This is a genomic window from Myxococcaceae bacterium JPH2 (genome assembly GCA_016458225.1).
In the GTDB taxonomy this organism is placed as follows: domain Bacteria; phylum Myxococcota; class Myxococcia; order Myxococcales; family Myxococcaceae; genus Citreicoccus.
In genome coordinates this window covers 331,799-345,894 of the sequence record JAEMGR010000007.1, presented here as the reverse complement: position 1 = coordinate 345,894, position 14,096 = coordinate 331,799, and the positions used below count along the sequence as shown (strand labels likewise).

The window sequence follows — 14,096 nt, the reverse complement described above, 5'->3', positions numbered from 1 at the left end:
GTCCTCAACGACGCCCTCATCCTCATCCACGAGAAGAAGATCTCGTCGATGAAGGACCTGCTGCCGGTGCTGGAGCAGGTGGCGCGCGCGGGCAAGCCGCTCATCATCATCGCCGAGGAGGTCGAGGGCGAGGCCCTGGCCACCCTGGTGGTGAACAAGATCCGCGGCGTGCTGAACGTGGCCGCGGTGAAGGCGCCGGGCTTTGGTGATCGCCGCAAGGCCATGCTGGAGGACATCGCCGTCCTGACCGGTGGCCGGATGATCGCCGAGGACCTGGGCATCAAGCTGGACACGCTGACGCTCCAGGACCTGGGCCGCGCCAAGCGCGTCACCATCGACAAGGACAACACCACCATCGTCGACGGTGCCGGCAGCCAGAAGGACATCGAGGCGCGCGTGAAGCAGATCCGCGTGGCCATCGAGGACACCTCCAGCGACTACGACCGCGAGAAGCTCCAGGAGCGCCTGGCGAAGCTCGTGGGCGGCGTGGCGGTCATCAACGTCGGCGCGGCCACTGAGACGGAGATGAAGGAGAAGAAGGCCCGCGTGGAGGACGCGCTCAACGCGACCCGCGCGGCCGTCGAGGAGGGCGTGGTGCCCGGCGGCGGCGTGGCGTTCATCCGCTGCCTGAAGTCCCTGGACGGCCTGAAGGTCGTCGACGGCGAGAAGTTCGGCGTGGAGATCATCCGCCGCGCGCTCGAGGAGCCCCTGCGCCAGATCGTCGGCAACGGCGGCCTCGAGGGCAGCGTGGTGGTGAACAAGGTCAAGGAGGGCACGGGTGCCTACGGCTTCAACGCCGCCACCGGCGCCTACGAGGACCTGCTGGCCGCGGGCGTCATCGACCCGGCCAAGGTGAGCCGCACCGCGCTGCAGAACGCGGCGTCTGTCTCGTCCCTGATGCTCACCACCGAGGCCATGGTCGCGGACCGCCCGAAGGCGGACGACGACAAGGCGCCCGCCGGCGGCGGCATGGGTGGAATGGGCGGCATGGGCGGTATGGGCGGCATGGGCATGTAGTCGCCCCGTCCCTCCCCACCCCGGTGCTCGCATCGGGATGATGGAAGGACCCAAGGCCTCCGGTTCCCTCGCGGGAGCCGGGGGCCTTCGTGCGTTCAGGCGGTCGCGACGGTGGCGGCGCGAGGGGGTGGCCCTTACTCTGGGGAATAGGAAGAAGGAGGAAGTCCCCGATGAAGCCCGTGAAAATCTATACGACGAACTATTGCGGCTTTTGCCTCCGGGCCAAGGACCTGCTCAAGCGCAAGGGCGTGGACTACGAAGAGGTGGATGTCACCGGCGACGATGACGAGCGCGCCCGCCTGGTGGAGCGCAGCGGCGGTCAGCGCACGGTGCCGCAGATCTTCATCGGCGAGGACCACGTGGGCGGCTACTCGGACCTGGCCCGCCTGGACAACGAGGGCAAGCTGGACCCGATGCTCCAGGCCTGAAGGGGCCGGGCGGACAGCCGCCCCGCTCCTCCGCGTGCCCCGGCCTCGTGCATAGCTTTGCTGGCAGAGGCACCCCAACGCTCGGGAGGAGCACCATGGCAGGCAACGCGCGGCAGGCGGGCACCCACGACGAGACCTCCGCCCTCGTGGGGGCGGTGTACCACCTCACGAAGGGCGTGGCGGCCTGCGAGCGGGCCCTGGCGGACGCGGGCCCCTCGGGAGAGCCCGCCCTGCGGCAGCTCTTTCAGGACTGGCGCGAGGAGCAGCAGCACCTGCTGGAGCGCGCGAAGAACCTGCTCGCGGCCCGGCTGGGAGCCAGCCCCGAGGAGGCCCGGCGCGCTCGCGGGGGCGCGGCGAAGAAGGCAGGCGCCCGGGGTTCGAGCGTGCGGGCCCAGGTGAACGCGGGCATGAAATCCGGGGGGAATGCCTCGGACGACATCGTGGACCTGCAGTCCAAGGAGTCCTTCCCCGCCAGCGACGCGCCCGCGACGTACTAGCGAAAACAGGCCCCGGACTGGATTCCCGAGGGGCTCTTCGTCTTCACTTCGGGGGGTGAACCCCCTCGGCCCCTCGTCCCGTTCGCGCGCCGCCGTGGCCCTCGTCGCGCTCGCGTGTCTCAGCGCCGCGTGCCAGGGCAGCGGCGGCCCCCAGGTGCGGCGCTCCGATGCCGCGCCGGCGCGCCTCGCCGCTTCCGCCATCATCGTCTACCCGTTCGGCTTCCGCTGGAGCACGCCCGCGTGGCGCTCGGTGGAGCTGGCGCAGCGGCTGGTGGCCGTGGGCGTGGCCGAGGCCGGCGACACGGCCTTCTTCTTCGGCCCCACCGAGGTGCGGGTCTACCGCCCCGACGACGACAACGCCTGGGCCGCCAGCGACGCCGTGGCCGTGCTGGCCCCTTACGGCGTGCGCCCCGACGCCGCGCTGGTGCTGCGCCCCTGGGCCGAGAAGCGCACCCAGTCCGGCTCGCACGAGTTGGAGGACGCCAAGGGCCGCACGGTGGGCCATGCCGCCTCGGAGGACGTCACCTACGTGGGCCACGTCGAGGTGGTGCACCCGGCCTCCCAGCAGCTCGTGCTGGAGGTCTCGGCGGAGGCCGCCGTGAATCCCTTCGCCGAGCGCGCGGACGAGGGCGCCGACCCCGCCCCCGAACTCACCGCGATGATGGAGCTGCTCACCCGCGAGGCCCTGCGCGCCCTGGGCGGTGCGCTGCAACAGCCCCGCGTGCCCGCCCCCGCCTTGGGCCGGGTGGCCTGGGTGCCGTGGGAGGCGCTGGACCTGACGCAGGAGCTGTCCCAGCGGGACGCCCTGGACGCCGAGGTGCTGCGCCACCAGCGCCTGCGCTTCGCCAACCCCGGCGAGGAGGACACGATGCTCAACGCCCTCCAGAGCGCGCCCGCGGGCCTGCTGGTGCGCGAAGGCCCCACGAGCGGCAAGTTGGCCCCCGGGGACATCGTGCTGACGCTGGATGGGCGCCCGGCCCTGCCCCAGGCCCTGGCCCGCGCGCGGCTGGCCCCTGTGCCCGTGGAAGCGCGTGTCAAGCGGGCATCCGGCGCCACCGTGCCCGTGTTGTTGCCCTGACTGACATCTGGGGCGGATCATTCCGGGGGAACTTGTTTGTCTTGCCCGTCGTGTCCTCTCCCCCCTAAACAGGACGTACCCAGGCCGGATGGGAGCCTCCGCCCCTCGCGGCCCCGAGAGGAAGGGCGAGCGCCCATGATCGAATCCAGGCCCGAGGTCACCGAGACCGTCCAGACCGAGCAGGAAGGACGCGCCACACGCATCCCCATCCACGAGTGGACCGTGGAAGTGGTGTCCGGCCCGGACAAGGGCAAGAAGGTCGTCACCCGGGATGCGCTCGTGCGCGTTGGCTCGGACCCCGCCAGCGACCTGGTGCTGGGTGACACCACGGTGAGCCGCCGCCACCTGGAAATCGAGCGCACCACGCACGGGCTGATGCTGCGCGACACCGGCAGCCGCAACGGCACGTTCCTGGATGGCCGGCAGGTCGTCCAGGCCTACCTGTCCAGCGGCGACAAGGTGGAGCTGGGCAAGACGAAGCTCGCCGTGCGCCTGGCCCCGCGCCCCACCGAGGTGGAGGTGGCGGGCGCCGAGTCCTTCGGGCAGCTCGTGGGCAGCTCGGAGAAGATGCGCTGGGTCTTCACGGAGCTGCGCCGCATCGCCCGCGAGGACATGAACCTGCTCTTGGAGGGCGAGACGGGCACGGGCAAGGAGCTGGCCGCCCGCGCCGTGCACCAGCACTCGGTGCGCCGCCACGGCGCCTTCAAGGTCGTCGACTGCAACCTCATCTCCGAGGAGAAGGCCGAGCGCGAGCTGTTCGGCGGCCTGCGCGCCAACGAGGGCGAGGACAAGGCCGCGCGCGGCGTCTTCGAGGCGGCGCGCGGCGGCACCCTCTTCCTGGACGAGGTGGGGGAGCTCCCCCTGTCCGTGCAGGGCAAGCTCTTGCGCGTGCTGGACACGCGTGAGGTGCCCTCGCTCGACGGGCAGCCGGTGGCGGTGGACGTGCGCGTCATCGCCTCCACGCACCGCAACCTGGAGGAGGACGTGCGCCAGGGCCGCTTCCGCGCCGACCTCTACTTCCGCCTGGCGGTGGCCCGCGTGCGCCTGCCGCCCCTGCGCACCCGCCGCGACGACATCCCGGCGCTGGCCCAGGCGCTCTCGCGCGGCCTCAAGAGCACCGTGGAGCTGACGCCGCAGACGCTCGCCCTCTTCGACGGCTACGACTGGCCCGGCAACGTGCGCGAGCTGCGCAACGTGCTGGAGCGCGGGGCCCTCATGCAGGAGACGGGCAACAGCAGCTGGCTGGACTTCCTCGCGCAGTCGTCCGTGCGTCCCGAGGGAGCCGCGCCCCAGACGAGCGTCTCCGCCCTGGTGTCGGGCATGCCGTACCACGAGGCCAAGGACCGCGTGCTGGCCGACTTCGAGCGCCTGTACTTCGCCGAGGTCATGCGCTCGGTGGGCTTCGACATGAAGGCCGCCGAGCAGCGCACCGGCCTGTCCATGCAGAGCCTCTATCGACTGTTGAAGAAGAACGGGCTGCGTCTCAAGGACCTCAAGAACGCCGAGGGCCTGGAGAAGTGAGCGCCCCCCTGCTGTCCCAACCGAGGGAGAACCCCACGTCATGATGCGCCGTCTCGCTATCGCCTCCATCGTCCTTACCACCGCCTGTGCCGGTCAGCAGAAGACCGAGGGCGGCGAGCAGAAGAAGCTGTCCACCGAGGAGAAGCTGCGCATCACCAACCAGCCTCCGTTCGACCTCGTCTCGTGCTTTCCGCGCGAGGTGACGCTGCCCCAGCCGGTCAACGACAGCGCGCTCCTGGGCGCCATCCTCTCCACCCGTCCGGAGGTGCTGGAGTGTCTGGTGGACCCGAAGCACCGCGGTCCGGCGGCCACCACCAAGCTCACGGTGAAGACGACCGTGACGCCGGAGAGCGCCACCAACACCGTCGAGGGTGAGAACCTCACGCCCGAGGGCAAGCAGTGCATCCAGCAGGTGGTGGACGCGCGCGTGAAGGCCGCCCCGCTGCCCGCCGGCGCCAAGCCCGTCACGGCCAGCATCCCGTTTGAGATGACGGCCTCCGGCAACAACTCCGTCACCTACGGCATCAACGACGGCTCGGACTTCGCCGGTGCGGTGCGCCTGGCCCAGAAGTCCTGGTGCGAGTGCTACGCGCCCTTCAAGACGCAGACGCCGCCCGTGCTGCAGTCGCACGTCACGCTCACCAAGGGCCAGCCGACGGCCACGGAGATCACCTTCGAGCCCGCCGGCAGCACCGAGGGTGAGCAGCTCGCCTCGTGCCTCAAGCTCAAGCTGGCCGCGGTTCCGGCGAAGCTGTCTGTGGACACGCTGAAGGTCCCCTACCGCTTCGTCAACTACAACTCCGAGGCGCCGGCCGCCATGGCCACCGCGCTCCCGCCGGAGCTGCGCTTCTTCCAGTTGGAGCTGGTGCGCACCCAGCGCGCCGCGGACGTGGCCATCGCCAGCGGTACGCGCGGCACGGCCGCCGAGGCGTACGCCGCCGTGGTGGACCGCTACAAGAAGACCAAGGACTACAAGCTCTTCGACGAGCTCGAGTCCAAGTGCAACACGCTGGTGAAGGCCTCCAGCAGCACCGCGGACGCCATCCAGGCGCAGCAGGACGTGGAGCAGGCGCAGCTGACGCTCGTGCAGCAGGACCTCAAGCCGAAGGATCCGGCCTGGGCCGAGGCCGAGACGGCCACGCAGACCTCGCTCGCCGAGACGCAGAAGGCGCTGGCCGGCGCCAAGCAGGGCGTCGAGGCGGACAAGGCCGTGTGCCCCAAGAAGACGTACAGCCCGGCCCCGGCTCCGGCCAAGAAGAAGTAGTCGCACGGAGCCTCGCTCCGGCCTGAAATGACGAAGGCGCGGGACCCGAACCGGGGCCCGCGCCTTTTGTCTTTCCGCGTCGCCGAGCTCTGCCGCGCCGGGCCCGCCAGGAGGGCCCGGGACACCGCCTTCCGCGCTACGCCGCGGAGACCTTGTCGTCGTTGTGCGCGGAGGCCTCGCGCATCTTCACGCTGACCAGCTTGGAGATGCCGGGCTCCTCCATGGTGACGCCGTACAGCGTGTCGGCGATCTCCATGGTGCGCTTGTTGTGGGTGATGAGGATGAACTGCGACTGGCGGCTCATCTCCTTCACCATGTCGTTGTAGCGGCCCACGTTGCCCTCATCCAGCGGCGCGTCGACCTCGTCCAGGAGGCAGAAGGGCGTGGGCTTGATGAGGAAGATGCCGAAGATGAGCGCCACGGCCGTGAGCGCCTTCTCGCCACCGGAGAGCAGGTTGACGCTCTGGAGCTTCTTGCCCGGCGGCTGCGCGACAATCTCCACGCCCGGCTCGCCATTGGGCCCGTCCTGCGTCAGCACCAGGCTGGCCCGGCCACCGCCGAACAGGCGCGGGAAGATGGCCTGGAACTTGTCGTTCACCACGTCGAACGTCTGCTTGAAGCGCTCGCGGCTGGTGGCGTCGATGCGGACGATGGCCTCCTTCAGCTGGCTGATGGAGTCCGTCAGGTCGCGACGCTGTGCCGAGAGGAAGTCGAAGCGCTTGGTCAGCTCCGCGTGCTCGTCGATGGCCGTGAGGTTGATCTCCCCCATCTTCTCCACCTGGGCGCGCAGGTCCTTCAGCTCGCCCTCCACCTCGGGCGACAGGGGCGCCAGCAGGTGGTAGCGGTGCAGCTCCGTGGCCAGCTCCACCTGGTGCCGCTCGCGGATGCCCGCGCCCAGGTGCTCCAGCTCCAGGGCAATCTCGCGCTCGCGCAGGCTGATGGTGGAGAGCCCCTGCATCAGCTCCTCCACCCGGCCGCGCAGCTCACGGAACTGCGTGTCCTGATCGCGCACCTCGGCGGAGGCGGTGACATGCGCGGCGCGGCGCGCCTCCATCAGCTCCGCGGAGACCCGGTGCTCGCCCGCGCGCTTCTCCCGCGCGGCCTCCAGCTCCTCGGTGCGGCGCGCCAGCTCGGCCGCCTTCGCGCGGCCCTCGGCCACCACGGACTGCAGCCGGCCCGTGCGCGACTCCATGTCCTTGCGCTGGGTGATGAGGCTCTCCAGCTCCTTGCGGGCCGCCTCGCCGCGCTCACTGCCAGCGGCGACCTTGATGCGCAGCCCGGTCAGCTCCGCCGAGGCCGCGTCCGCGCGCTGGCGCAGGCTCTCCATCTCCCCGGCGAGCTGGCGCACCCGCTCCTCGCGGGCCTCGCGGTCCGCCTGGCCATGGGCCACCTCGCCGCGGCTGGTCTCCTCTTCGTTCACCAGCGCTGTGTGGCTCTGCGCGAACTGGGACGCCTCGGTCTCCAGCGAGCGGAGGCGCTCGCGCACCCGGGCCAGGTCCTCGCTGGCCTTGTGCAGGTCCTTCTCCTGGCTGGCGAGGTTGACCTCCTCGGCGTGCTGCTCCTTGCCCAGGCCCTTGAGGACGCCCTCGGTGTGCCCCATCTGCTTCTGGAGCGAGTAGTGCCGCGTGAGGATCTCGTTGTAGCGCTCCTCCACGCGGGCCACTTCGGCGGCCAGCTCGGCGATCTCCCGCTTCTTCTGGAGCGCGCCCACCGCCGCGCCCTCTCGCTCACCGCCGATGATGGTGCCGTCGGCGCGGAAGACCTCGCCCTCCAGCGTCACCAGCGTGCAGGCCAGGCCGCTGGACTCCGCGTAGGCGCGCGCCACCGCCACGTCCTGCACGATGACCACGTCGCCCAGCAGCAGCCGCACCACCGGCTGGAGCGCCTCCTCGCACGTCACCTCGCTCAGCGCGTGCGCGAGCACGCCCGCGCGGCTGAAGTCCGGCGTCACCGGCGGAGGCAGGGTCTCGCTCATGGGCACCGGCAGGAAGCTGCCGCGGCCCTCCGAGTGCCCCTTGAGGTACTCCACCAACTCCACGCCCTTGTCGCGGCTCTCGACGATGACGTGCTGGAGCCGCTCGCCCAGGGCCGCCTCGATGGCGCGCTCATACCGGGGCGCCACGTTCAGCACGTCCGCCACCAGGCCGAAGATGCCCTGCTCGCGAGCCGCCTCCGCCGCGCGCACCATGACGGCGCGCACGCCGCGGTCGAAGCCGTCGTAGTTCTTCTGGATGTCCTGCAGCGACCCCAGGCGGCTGCGCTTGTCACTCAGCTCCTCGCGCAGCGCGATGACCTGGATTTCGTTCTCCGCGAAGTCCGCGCGCGTCCGGTTGAGCGCCTCCTCCTCCTGCCCCTTGCGCTCCGCCAGCTCGTGCGCGAGGTGCCGCGTGTCCTCCACGCGCTTGGCCGCGTCGGTGCGCACCTGATCCAACGACTGCTCCTGGGCGCGCAGGGCGTCCAGCTCGCCCTGGAGCTTGGCGCGCCGCGACTCCAGGTCGCCACGCTGCCGGGCCAGGTTGACCAGGTTGCTCTCGTGGTTGGCCAGCCGCGCCGCCACGGCGACGAGGCCCGCGCGCTCCTGCTCCAACCGCAGGGCCACTTCCGTCTGGAGGTGCGTGACGCGGCGCTGCTCCTCCTGCGCCACCTGCATCGCGACCTCGTCCTCCTTCCACGCCCCGGCGATGCCCGACAGCTCCGCCTCGCGGGCCGCCATGGTGTCCGCCATCTCGGCCTGACGGGCGAGGAGCCCGTCCAGCTCCGCCTGGGACTGGGCCACGCGCGCGCCCGTCTCCTCCAGGTCGCGGCGACCGTAGGCCAGGTCCTGGGCATCGCGCTGCACGGCGCTCTCCAGCGAATGCACCTCGCTGGCGAGCTGCTGCAGCGCCGCGCCCTCGGCCTCCAGCTCCGCGCGGCGGCGCGTAATCGCCTCCTCCAGCTCCTTCACGCGGTCCAGGCTCTCGCGCTCCTCGGAGCCCAGGTTCTCCAGCCGCGACTGGAGGACCTTCTTCTCGCCCACCAGCTCCAGGTAGCGGTGGCTGGCCGCGTGCAGGTCGATGTCCCGCATGCGCGCCTTGAGCTTCTTGTACTTCTCCGCCTTCTTGGACTGGCGCGACAGCACCTCGAGCCGCTTCTCCAACTCGTTGGTGATGTCCGCCACGCGCAGGAGGTTGGCCTCGGTGGCCTCCAGCTTGCGCTCGGCGGCCTTGCGGCGGGCCTTGTACTTGGTGACGCCCGCGGCCTCCTCCAAGAGGTGCCGGCGATCCTCCGGCTTGCTGGAGACGATGAGGCCCACGCGGCCCTGCTCGATGATGGAGTAGGCCTTGGTGCCCACGCCCGTGCCGAGGAACAGCTCGGTGATGTCCAGCAGGCGGCACAGCGTCTTGTTGATGAGGTACTCCGAGTCACCGTTGCGGAACAGGCGCCGCGTGACGGTGATCTCCGAGAACCCCTGGTACTGCGGCGACAGCGTGTCCGTGTCGTCCACGAGGAAGGTGAGCGACACCTCGGCCATGTTGAGCGGCTGCTTGGACTCGGAGCCGTTGAAGATGACGTCTTCCATCCCGCGGCCGCGCAAGTTCTTCGCGCTCTGCTCGCCCATCACCCAGCGGATGGCGTCCACGACGTTCGACTTGCCGCAGCCGTTGGGGCCCACGACGCCCGTGACGCCGTCGTCGAACGTGAAGACGCTCCGCTCCATGAAGGATTTGAAGCCGGTGATGTCCAGGCGCTTGATTCGCATGCCAGCGGACTCCTGATGGAGGGACGGTGAAGCGGGTTGAAAGTGAGCGCGAGGCCGAAAAATCGGCCCCGCAGCGATCGGCAGGAGTACCAGTCGCACTCCGGACGATCAAGCGTGACCATGCCACGCATGACCCTACGTTCGGCTGCTTGCCGCGCCGCGGACACACGACGCGCGGGGGCTTGCCACGTCGGCGCGCCACCCTACCTTCTCGTGGACCTGTTCGGAGGCGACCTACGTTCCACCCCCTGCTTGCTCTGTCGCTTCTCGTGGGAACTTCTCCGACTCCGGACGTAGCACCCCGGTCCGACATGCCTGTAGCGGCCTGTCCCAACCCGTGGTTCCCGCTCGAGGAAGGCCTGCGGCTGACCTACCGGGCGGGACACTCGTCGCGGATGGTGCTCGCCACGAAGGACGTCACGCCCGTGCCGGAAGGACTCCACGGGACGCTCGCGGTGAGCCTCAAGGGACGCGACGGACAGACGGAGGTCACCTGCTCGGCGGAGGGCGTCAACACCGCGCTCGGTGGGCTGGAGGGCACGCTGCTGTCCGCCTCAGGGATGAACGTGGAGGTGGTGAGCGCTGAAGGCGTCGCGGTGCCCGCGCCATCCGTCATGGTCCCCGGCGGCACGTGGAAGAACAGCCTGTCGGTCAAGATTCAGCCGCCACCGGGCAAGGGCGGACCGCATGGCCTGCGCCCCATCATCGCCACCACGTTCGACAAGGAAGCCACGGTGGTGGGCGAGGAAGAGGTGACGGTGGGCGCGGGCCGCTTCAAGGCCCTCAAGGTGCGCAACCTCACCACGGCGCGCGCCAGCCGTCCCGGCGCGCAGGGCCGCACGCTGGAGAGCTTCATCTGGTTCGCGCCGGGCGTGGGCATCGTGAAGATCTCCACCGCCGGCAACACGGACCTGGAGCTGCTTCAGATTGAGCGCCCCGAGCCCAAGGTCGAGCCCGCGAACCGCAAGGGCGCCACCCGAAAGAAGGCGGCGACCAAGGGCTGAGTCGCGCCTACGAGGTCGACTCGCCGGAGGCTGGCGGAACCTCGGGAGAACGCGCGGGGGGCGGCGGGGTGGCCTTGGCCTGCGGCCCTACCGTCACGCGCACCACGCGAGGCCCCTCCACGTCCTCCACCTGGATGCGCCACATGTCGAGCTTGAGGCTGTCACCCTTCTCGGGGACGCGGCCCAGCTTGGCCATCAGGTAGCCCGCGATGGTCGTCACCTCGCCCTTCTCGTCCTCGCTGAGGTCGAAGGTGACGTCGAGCTGCTCTTCCAGGTCATCGAGCTGCGCGGTGCCCGGCAGCTCGAAGCGGCCACCTGGCAGCGCGCGCACTTCCTCCACGCGCCGCCCCAGCTCCGCCACGTCACCCACCACCTCCGCCACGACGTCCGCGATGGTGACGAGGCCCGAGGTGCCACCGTGCTCATCGACGACGAGCGCGGTCTGCCGCTTGCGCCGGCGGAACTCCGCGAGCAGCTGCTCCAGCGTCACGTTCTCCGGAACGAAGAGCACCGGGCGCTGCGCCTGGGACAAGCTGCGCAGCTCGCCGCGGGACAGGAGGAAGAACAGGTCCTTCACGTTCACCACGCCCTCGACCTCGTCGAGGTTGCCCCGGCACACCGGCAGCCACGTGTGCCCCGCGGCGCGGGCGTCCGCGATGTTGCGCTCGAGCGGCTCCTCCACGTCGAGGAACTTCACCTGATTGCGCGGCACCATCACCTGGCGCGCCGTCTTCTCCGCCATCTCCAGCGCGCGCTCCAGCAACTCCGCGCGCGCCGTGGTGATGGCGCCCGCCTGCGCCGAGCTGTGCAGGATGACGCGCAGCTCGTCCTCGTTGTGGGCGTCATGGGACTCGCTGGCCGAGTGCAGACCGAACACTCGCAGCACCCACGCGGCCAGCCCGTTGAGCAGCGAGATGGCCGGGTAGAAGAGGAAGTAGAACGCCCGCATCGGCAGGGCCACCGCGAGCGTGGTGGACTCCGCGCGCTGGATGGCCAGGCTCTTGGGCGCAAGCTCCCCCAGCACGATGTGCAGGAACGTGATGATGCTGAACGCGATGACCACCGCCGCCGAGTGGGCCAGTGTCTCGCGCGCGCCCTCCGGCACGAGCGGCACCAGCAAGGGCTCCAGCAGCTTGGCGAAGGCGGGCTCGCCCAACCAGCCCAGGCCGAGCGACGCGAGCGTGATGCCGAACTGGGTGGCGGACAGGTACTTGTCCAGCTCCTGCACCATCCGCAGCGCCATGCCAGCACCGGGCGTGCCCTCATCCACCAGCGACTGCAGCCGCGTGGCGCGGACCTTCACGATGGCGAACTCGGTCGCCACGAAGAAACCATTGGCGAACACCAGGAGGATCGCCAGCCCGAGGAATACCCATTCCATAGGAATCGCCCTTCAGAAGAGGGCTTCGAAGTCGGTATCGCCCTTGAGCACATCGAACATGGGGTCCGTCGCCAGCCACCCCATGACCTTCTGCCGGTCCGCCGCGAGCGCCTTCTGCAGATACTGCACGGCGTCCTTGGGCCGACCCCACAGCGCGTACAGCGCGGACAGGTTGTAGTTGAGCAACAGGTCGTCCGCGTTGAGCGCGCGGGCGCGCTCGTAGGCCCGCTCCGCTTCCGCGTAGAAGCCCTTCTGCGCGTAGCAGATGCCCAGGTCCAGCTGCGCCTCGAAGTTGTCCGGCTCCAGCCGCACCACGTCCTTCAGCTGGGTGATGGCCGAGCGGTAGTCGCCCTCGTCCATCATCAGCGCCGCCAGCTCGTGCCGAGGGAAGGCGTCCTGCGGATCCAACTCGATGGCCGCCTGCAGCTCCCGCAGCGCGTCCTCCACCCTTCCCTGGTCCGCGTAGGTGAGGCCCAGGTTGAGGTGGGCGTCCGGGTACTCCGGATCCAACTCGATGGCTTCCTTGTACTCCTCCACCGCCATCTCGGCAGCATGGGTGGAGAGGAAGCAGGCCAGGTTGTAGTGGGCCGTGGCGCTGTCGGGCTCGAGCTTCAGCGCGGTGAGGTACTCGGCGAGCGCCTCGCGGAACTGCTTCTTCTCCGCGTAGACGGTCGCCAGGTTGTCGTGCGCGTGAGCCGAGCTGGGATCCAGGTCGATGGCCTTGCGGAACTCCTTGACGGCTTCGTCAAGCCACCCACGGTCCGCCAGCTCGATTCCGCGGGAGTTGTGCTCATCCGACAGAGCGATGTTGTCCTTGTCCCGGGCCATGAGAGCGCCGGGCAATCTACGCGCCGCGCAATCGCCGGTGCAAGGTAGAGTTTCCCTCCGCCCATGCGCTACGCCGCCTTGCTCCTCGTGCTCGTCACGGCCTGCCACTCCCGGCCCCCTCCGCCGACCGAGCTTCCGCCCGCCCCGCCCTCCTCTCTTTCCCCGGATGCCGGCGTGGACTCGGAGGGGGAGGCGCCGGGTCGGTCCAGTACCGGACAGCCCGACGCCGGCGTGGCCGTCCAGCCCGTGACGTTGGTGGTGGGCGGGGACGTGACGGTGGGCCACCACTACGAGACGTACTTCGATGAACAGGTGGCCAAGGGCCGCACGCGCGAGGAGATGTTCGCCTACGGCTTCCACGAGGTGAAGCCGCTCGCGGACTCCGGCGACCTGTTCGTGGTGAACCTCGAGTGCCCGTACACCACCAGCGAGGACAAGCTGGCCAAGAACTTCAACTTCCGCGCGCGCCCGGAGCTGGTGAACGTGCTCATCGCGGGTGGCGTGGACGCGGTGAGCCTGGCCAACAATCACATGATGGACTACGGCCCGCAGGGGCTGGTGGACACGCTGATGACGCTGGAGGCCGCGGGAATTCCGCACTTCGGCGCGGGACGCACCCTGGCCGAGGCACGCAAGCCCGCCCTCCTCACCGTCAACGGCGTGCGCTTCGCCCTCCTCGGCTACTTCTTCCTCGGGGACAGGAACATCGAGCCCGCCCAGGTCTACGCCACCGACACGAGCCCCGGCGTCGCGGGCACCTTCTCCGACGAGGCCGCCATGGAGCGCATGCTGCGCGAGGACATCCTCGCCGCGCGCGCCCAGGCCGATGTCGTCCTGCCCTTCTTCCACTGGGGCCGCGAGGGCAACTACACGCCCGAGCCGTATCAAGTCCGCCTCGCCCATGCCGCCATCGACGCGGGCGCCGCGGGCGTGCTCGGCAGCCACCCCCACGTGCTCCAGGCGATGGAGTCCCACCGGGGCGCGCCGGTCATCTACTCCCTGGGCAACTTCGTCTTCGGGGGGAACTGGAACCCCCGGGACAAGCGCAGTGCCCTGTGGCGGGCGCGCTTCTCTCCGGGCGGTTATCTCTCCAGCGAGGTGCTGCCCCTGCGCACGGATCGCTACCCGGAGTTTCCGGTGCAGCCAGTGCCCGTCAGCGGGGCGGATGCGGAGGAGGTGCTGCGACTGCTGGCTCGAAGCTCGACGGGGCTGGAGAAGATGCTCCCGGAGCTGGAGCCGTGGGCCCGGCCGCTTCCCTCCCCCTGAGCCAAACGCGCCCGAGGGAGGGAGGAGCCGAAGGGCTAGAACTTGTTGTTGCGCTGCCCACGCTTCGCGCGAA

The 14,096-nt window shown here is 70.0% G+C and carries 11 protein-coding genes; 8 read left to right on the top strand and 3 right to left on the bottom strand.

Annotated features, from left to right (window positions below; genetic code table 11):
* The 6 genes from groEL to JGU66_15065 form a co-directional block, all read left to right on the top strand.
* Positions 1–1,017, top strand: a 1,017-nt coding sequence (groEL, locus tag JGU66_15090) for a chaperonin GroEL (GenBank protein MBJ6762096.1), incomplete at its 5' end; no start/stop codon positions are given.
* A gap of 170 nt (positions 1,018–1,187) precedes the next feature.
* The gene (gene grxC / locus JGU66_15085) at positions 1,188–1,445 is read left to right on the top strand and encodes a glutaredoxin 3 (GenBank protein MBJ6762095.1); all 258 of its coding nucleotides are present in this window, start codon (positions 1,188–1,190) and stop codon (positions 1,443–1,445) included.
* A 95-nt stretch (positions 1,446–1,540) separates the two neighbouring features.
* Positions 1,541–1,942 carry a hypothetical protein gene (locus JGU66_15080; GenBank protein ID MBJ6762094.1) on the top strand — a complete coding sequence of 134 codons (402 nt, stop codon included), beginning with the start codon at positions 1,541–1,543 and terminating at the stop codon, positions 1,940–1,942.
* Between the two features lie 271 nt (positions 1,943–2,213).
* Entirely contained in the window at positions 2,214–3,020 is an 807-nt protein-coding gene (locus JGU66_15075; GenBank protein ID MBJ6762093.1) for a hypothetical protein, read from the top strand.
* Positions 3,021–3,155: 135 nt separating this feature from the next.
* Positions 3,156–4,541 (top strand): sigma 54-interacting transcriptional regulator, encoded by a 1,386-nt coding sequence (locus JGU66_15070; protein ID MBJ6762092.1) that lies wholly within the window; start codon positions 3,156–3,158, stop codon positions 4,539–4,541.
* Between the two features lie 40 nt (positions 4,542–4,581).
* A complete protein-coding gene (locus JGU66_15065) occupies positions 4,582–5,805 on the top strand; it encodes a hypothetical protein (GenBank protein MBJ6762091.1) in 1,224 nt (407 codons plus the stop codon).
* Positions 5,806–5,941: 136 nt separating this feature from the next.
* Here JGU66_15065 and smc read toward each other — a convergent pair whose 3' ends face one another.
* Positions 5,942–9,544, bottom strand: coding sequence for a chromosome segregation protein SMC (gene smc / locus JGU66_15060; protein MBJ6762090.1), 3,603 nt, complete (start codon positions 9,542–9,544; stop codon positions 5,942–5,944).
* 311 nt (positions 9,545–9,855) lie between these two features.
* On the opposite strand from smc, the gene JGU66_15055 reads away from it, so the two are divergent.
* Positions 9,856–10,548, top strand: a complete 693-nt coding sequence (locus tag JGU66_15055; protein ID MBJ6762089.1) for a hypothetical protein — start codon at positions 9,856–9,858, stop codon at positions 10,546–10,548.
* A gap of 7 nt (positions 10,549–10,555) precedes the next feature.
* Here the strand turns inward: JGU66_15055 and JGU66_15050 are convergent, their stop codons facing one another.
* Positions 10,556–11,929, bottom strand: a complete 1,374-nt coding sequence (locus JGU66_15050; protein ID MBJ6762088.1) for an HlyC/CorC family transporter — start codon at positions 11,927–11,929, stop codon at positions 10,556–10,558.
* Positions 11,930–11,941: 12 nt separating this feature from the next.
* Positions 11,942–12,757 carry a tetratricopeptide repeat protein gene (locus tag JGU66_15045; GenBank protein MBJ6762087.1) on the bottom strand — a complete coding sequence of 272 codons (816 nt, stop codon included), beginning with the start codon at positions 12,755–12,757 and terminating at the stop codon, positions 11,942–11,944.
* Between the two features lie 63 nt (positions 12,758–12,820).
* On the opposite strand from JGU66_15045, the gene JGU66_15040 reads away from it, so the two are divergent.
* Positions 12,821–14,023: a CapA family protein gene (locus JGU66_15040; GenBank protein ID MBJ6762086.1), complete on the top strand. Its 1,203-nt coding sequence runs from the start codon at positions 12,821–12,823 to the stop codon at positions 14,021–14,023.
* Positions 14,024–14,096: the final 73 nt, after the last annotated feature.

Excerpts from the sequence above, each read along its gene's own strand:
- grxC (MBJ6762095.1), top strand. The coding sequence starts at position 1,188 with ATGAAGCCCGTGAAAATCTATACGACGAACTATTGCGGCTTTTGCCTC.
- JGU66_15080 (MBJ6762094.1), top strand. The coding sequence starts at position 1,541 with ATGGCAGGCAACGCGCGGCAGGCGGGCACCCACGACGAGACCTCCGCC.
- JGU66_15070 (MBJ6762092.1), top strand. The coding sequence starts at position 3,156 with ATGATCGAATCCAGGCCCGAGGTCACCGAGACCGTCCAGACCGAGCAG.
- JGU66_15065 (MBJ6762091.1), top strand. The coding sequence starts at position 4,582 with ATGATGCGCCGTCTCGCTATCGCCTCCATCGTCCTTACCACCGCCTGT.
- smc (MBJ6762090.1), bottom strand. The coding sequence starts at position 9,544 with ATGCGAATCAAGCGCCTGGACATCACCGGCTTCAAATCCTTCATGGAG.
- JGU66_15055 (MBJ6762089.1), top strand. The coding sequence starts at position 9,856 with ATGCCTGTAGCGGCCTGTCCCAACCCGTGGTTCCCGCTCGAGGAAGGC.
- JGU66_15050 (MBJ6762088.1), bottom strand. The coding sequence starts at position 11,929 with ATGGAATGGGTATTCCTCGGGCTGGCGATCCTCCTGGTGTTCGCCAAT.
- JGU66_15045 (MBJ6762087.1), bottom strand. The coding sequence starts at position 12,757 with ATGGCCCGGGACAAGGACAACATCGCTCTGTCGGATGAGCACAACTCC.
- JGU66_15040 (MBJ6762086.1), top strand. The coding sequence starts at position 12,821 with ATGCGCTACGCCGCCTTGCTCCTCGTGCTCGTCACGGCCTGCCACTCC.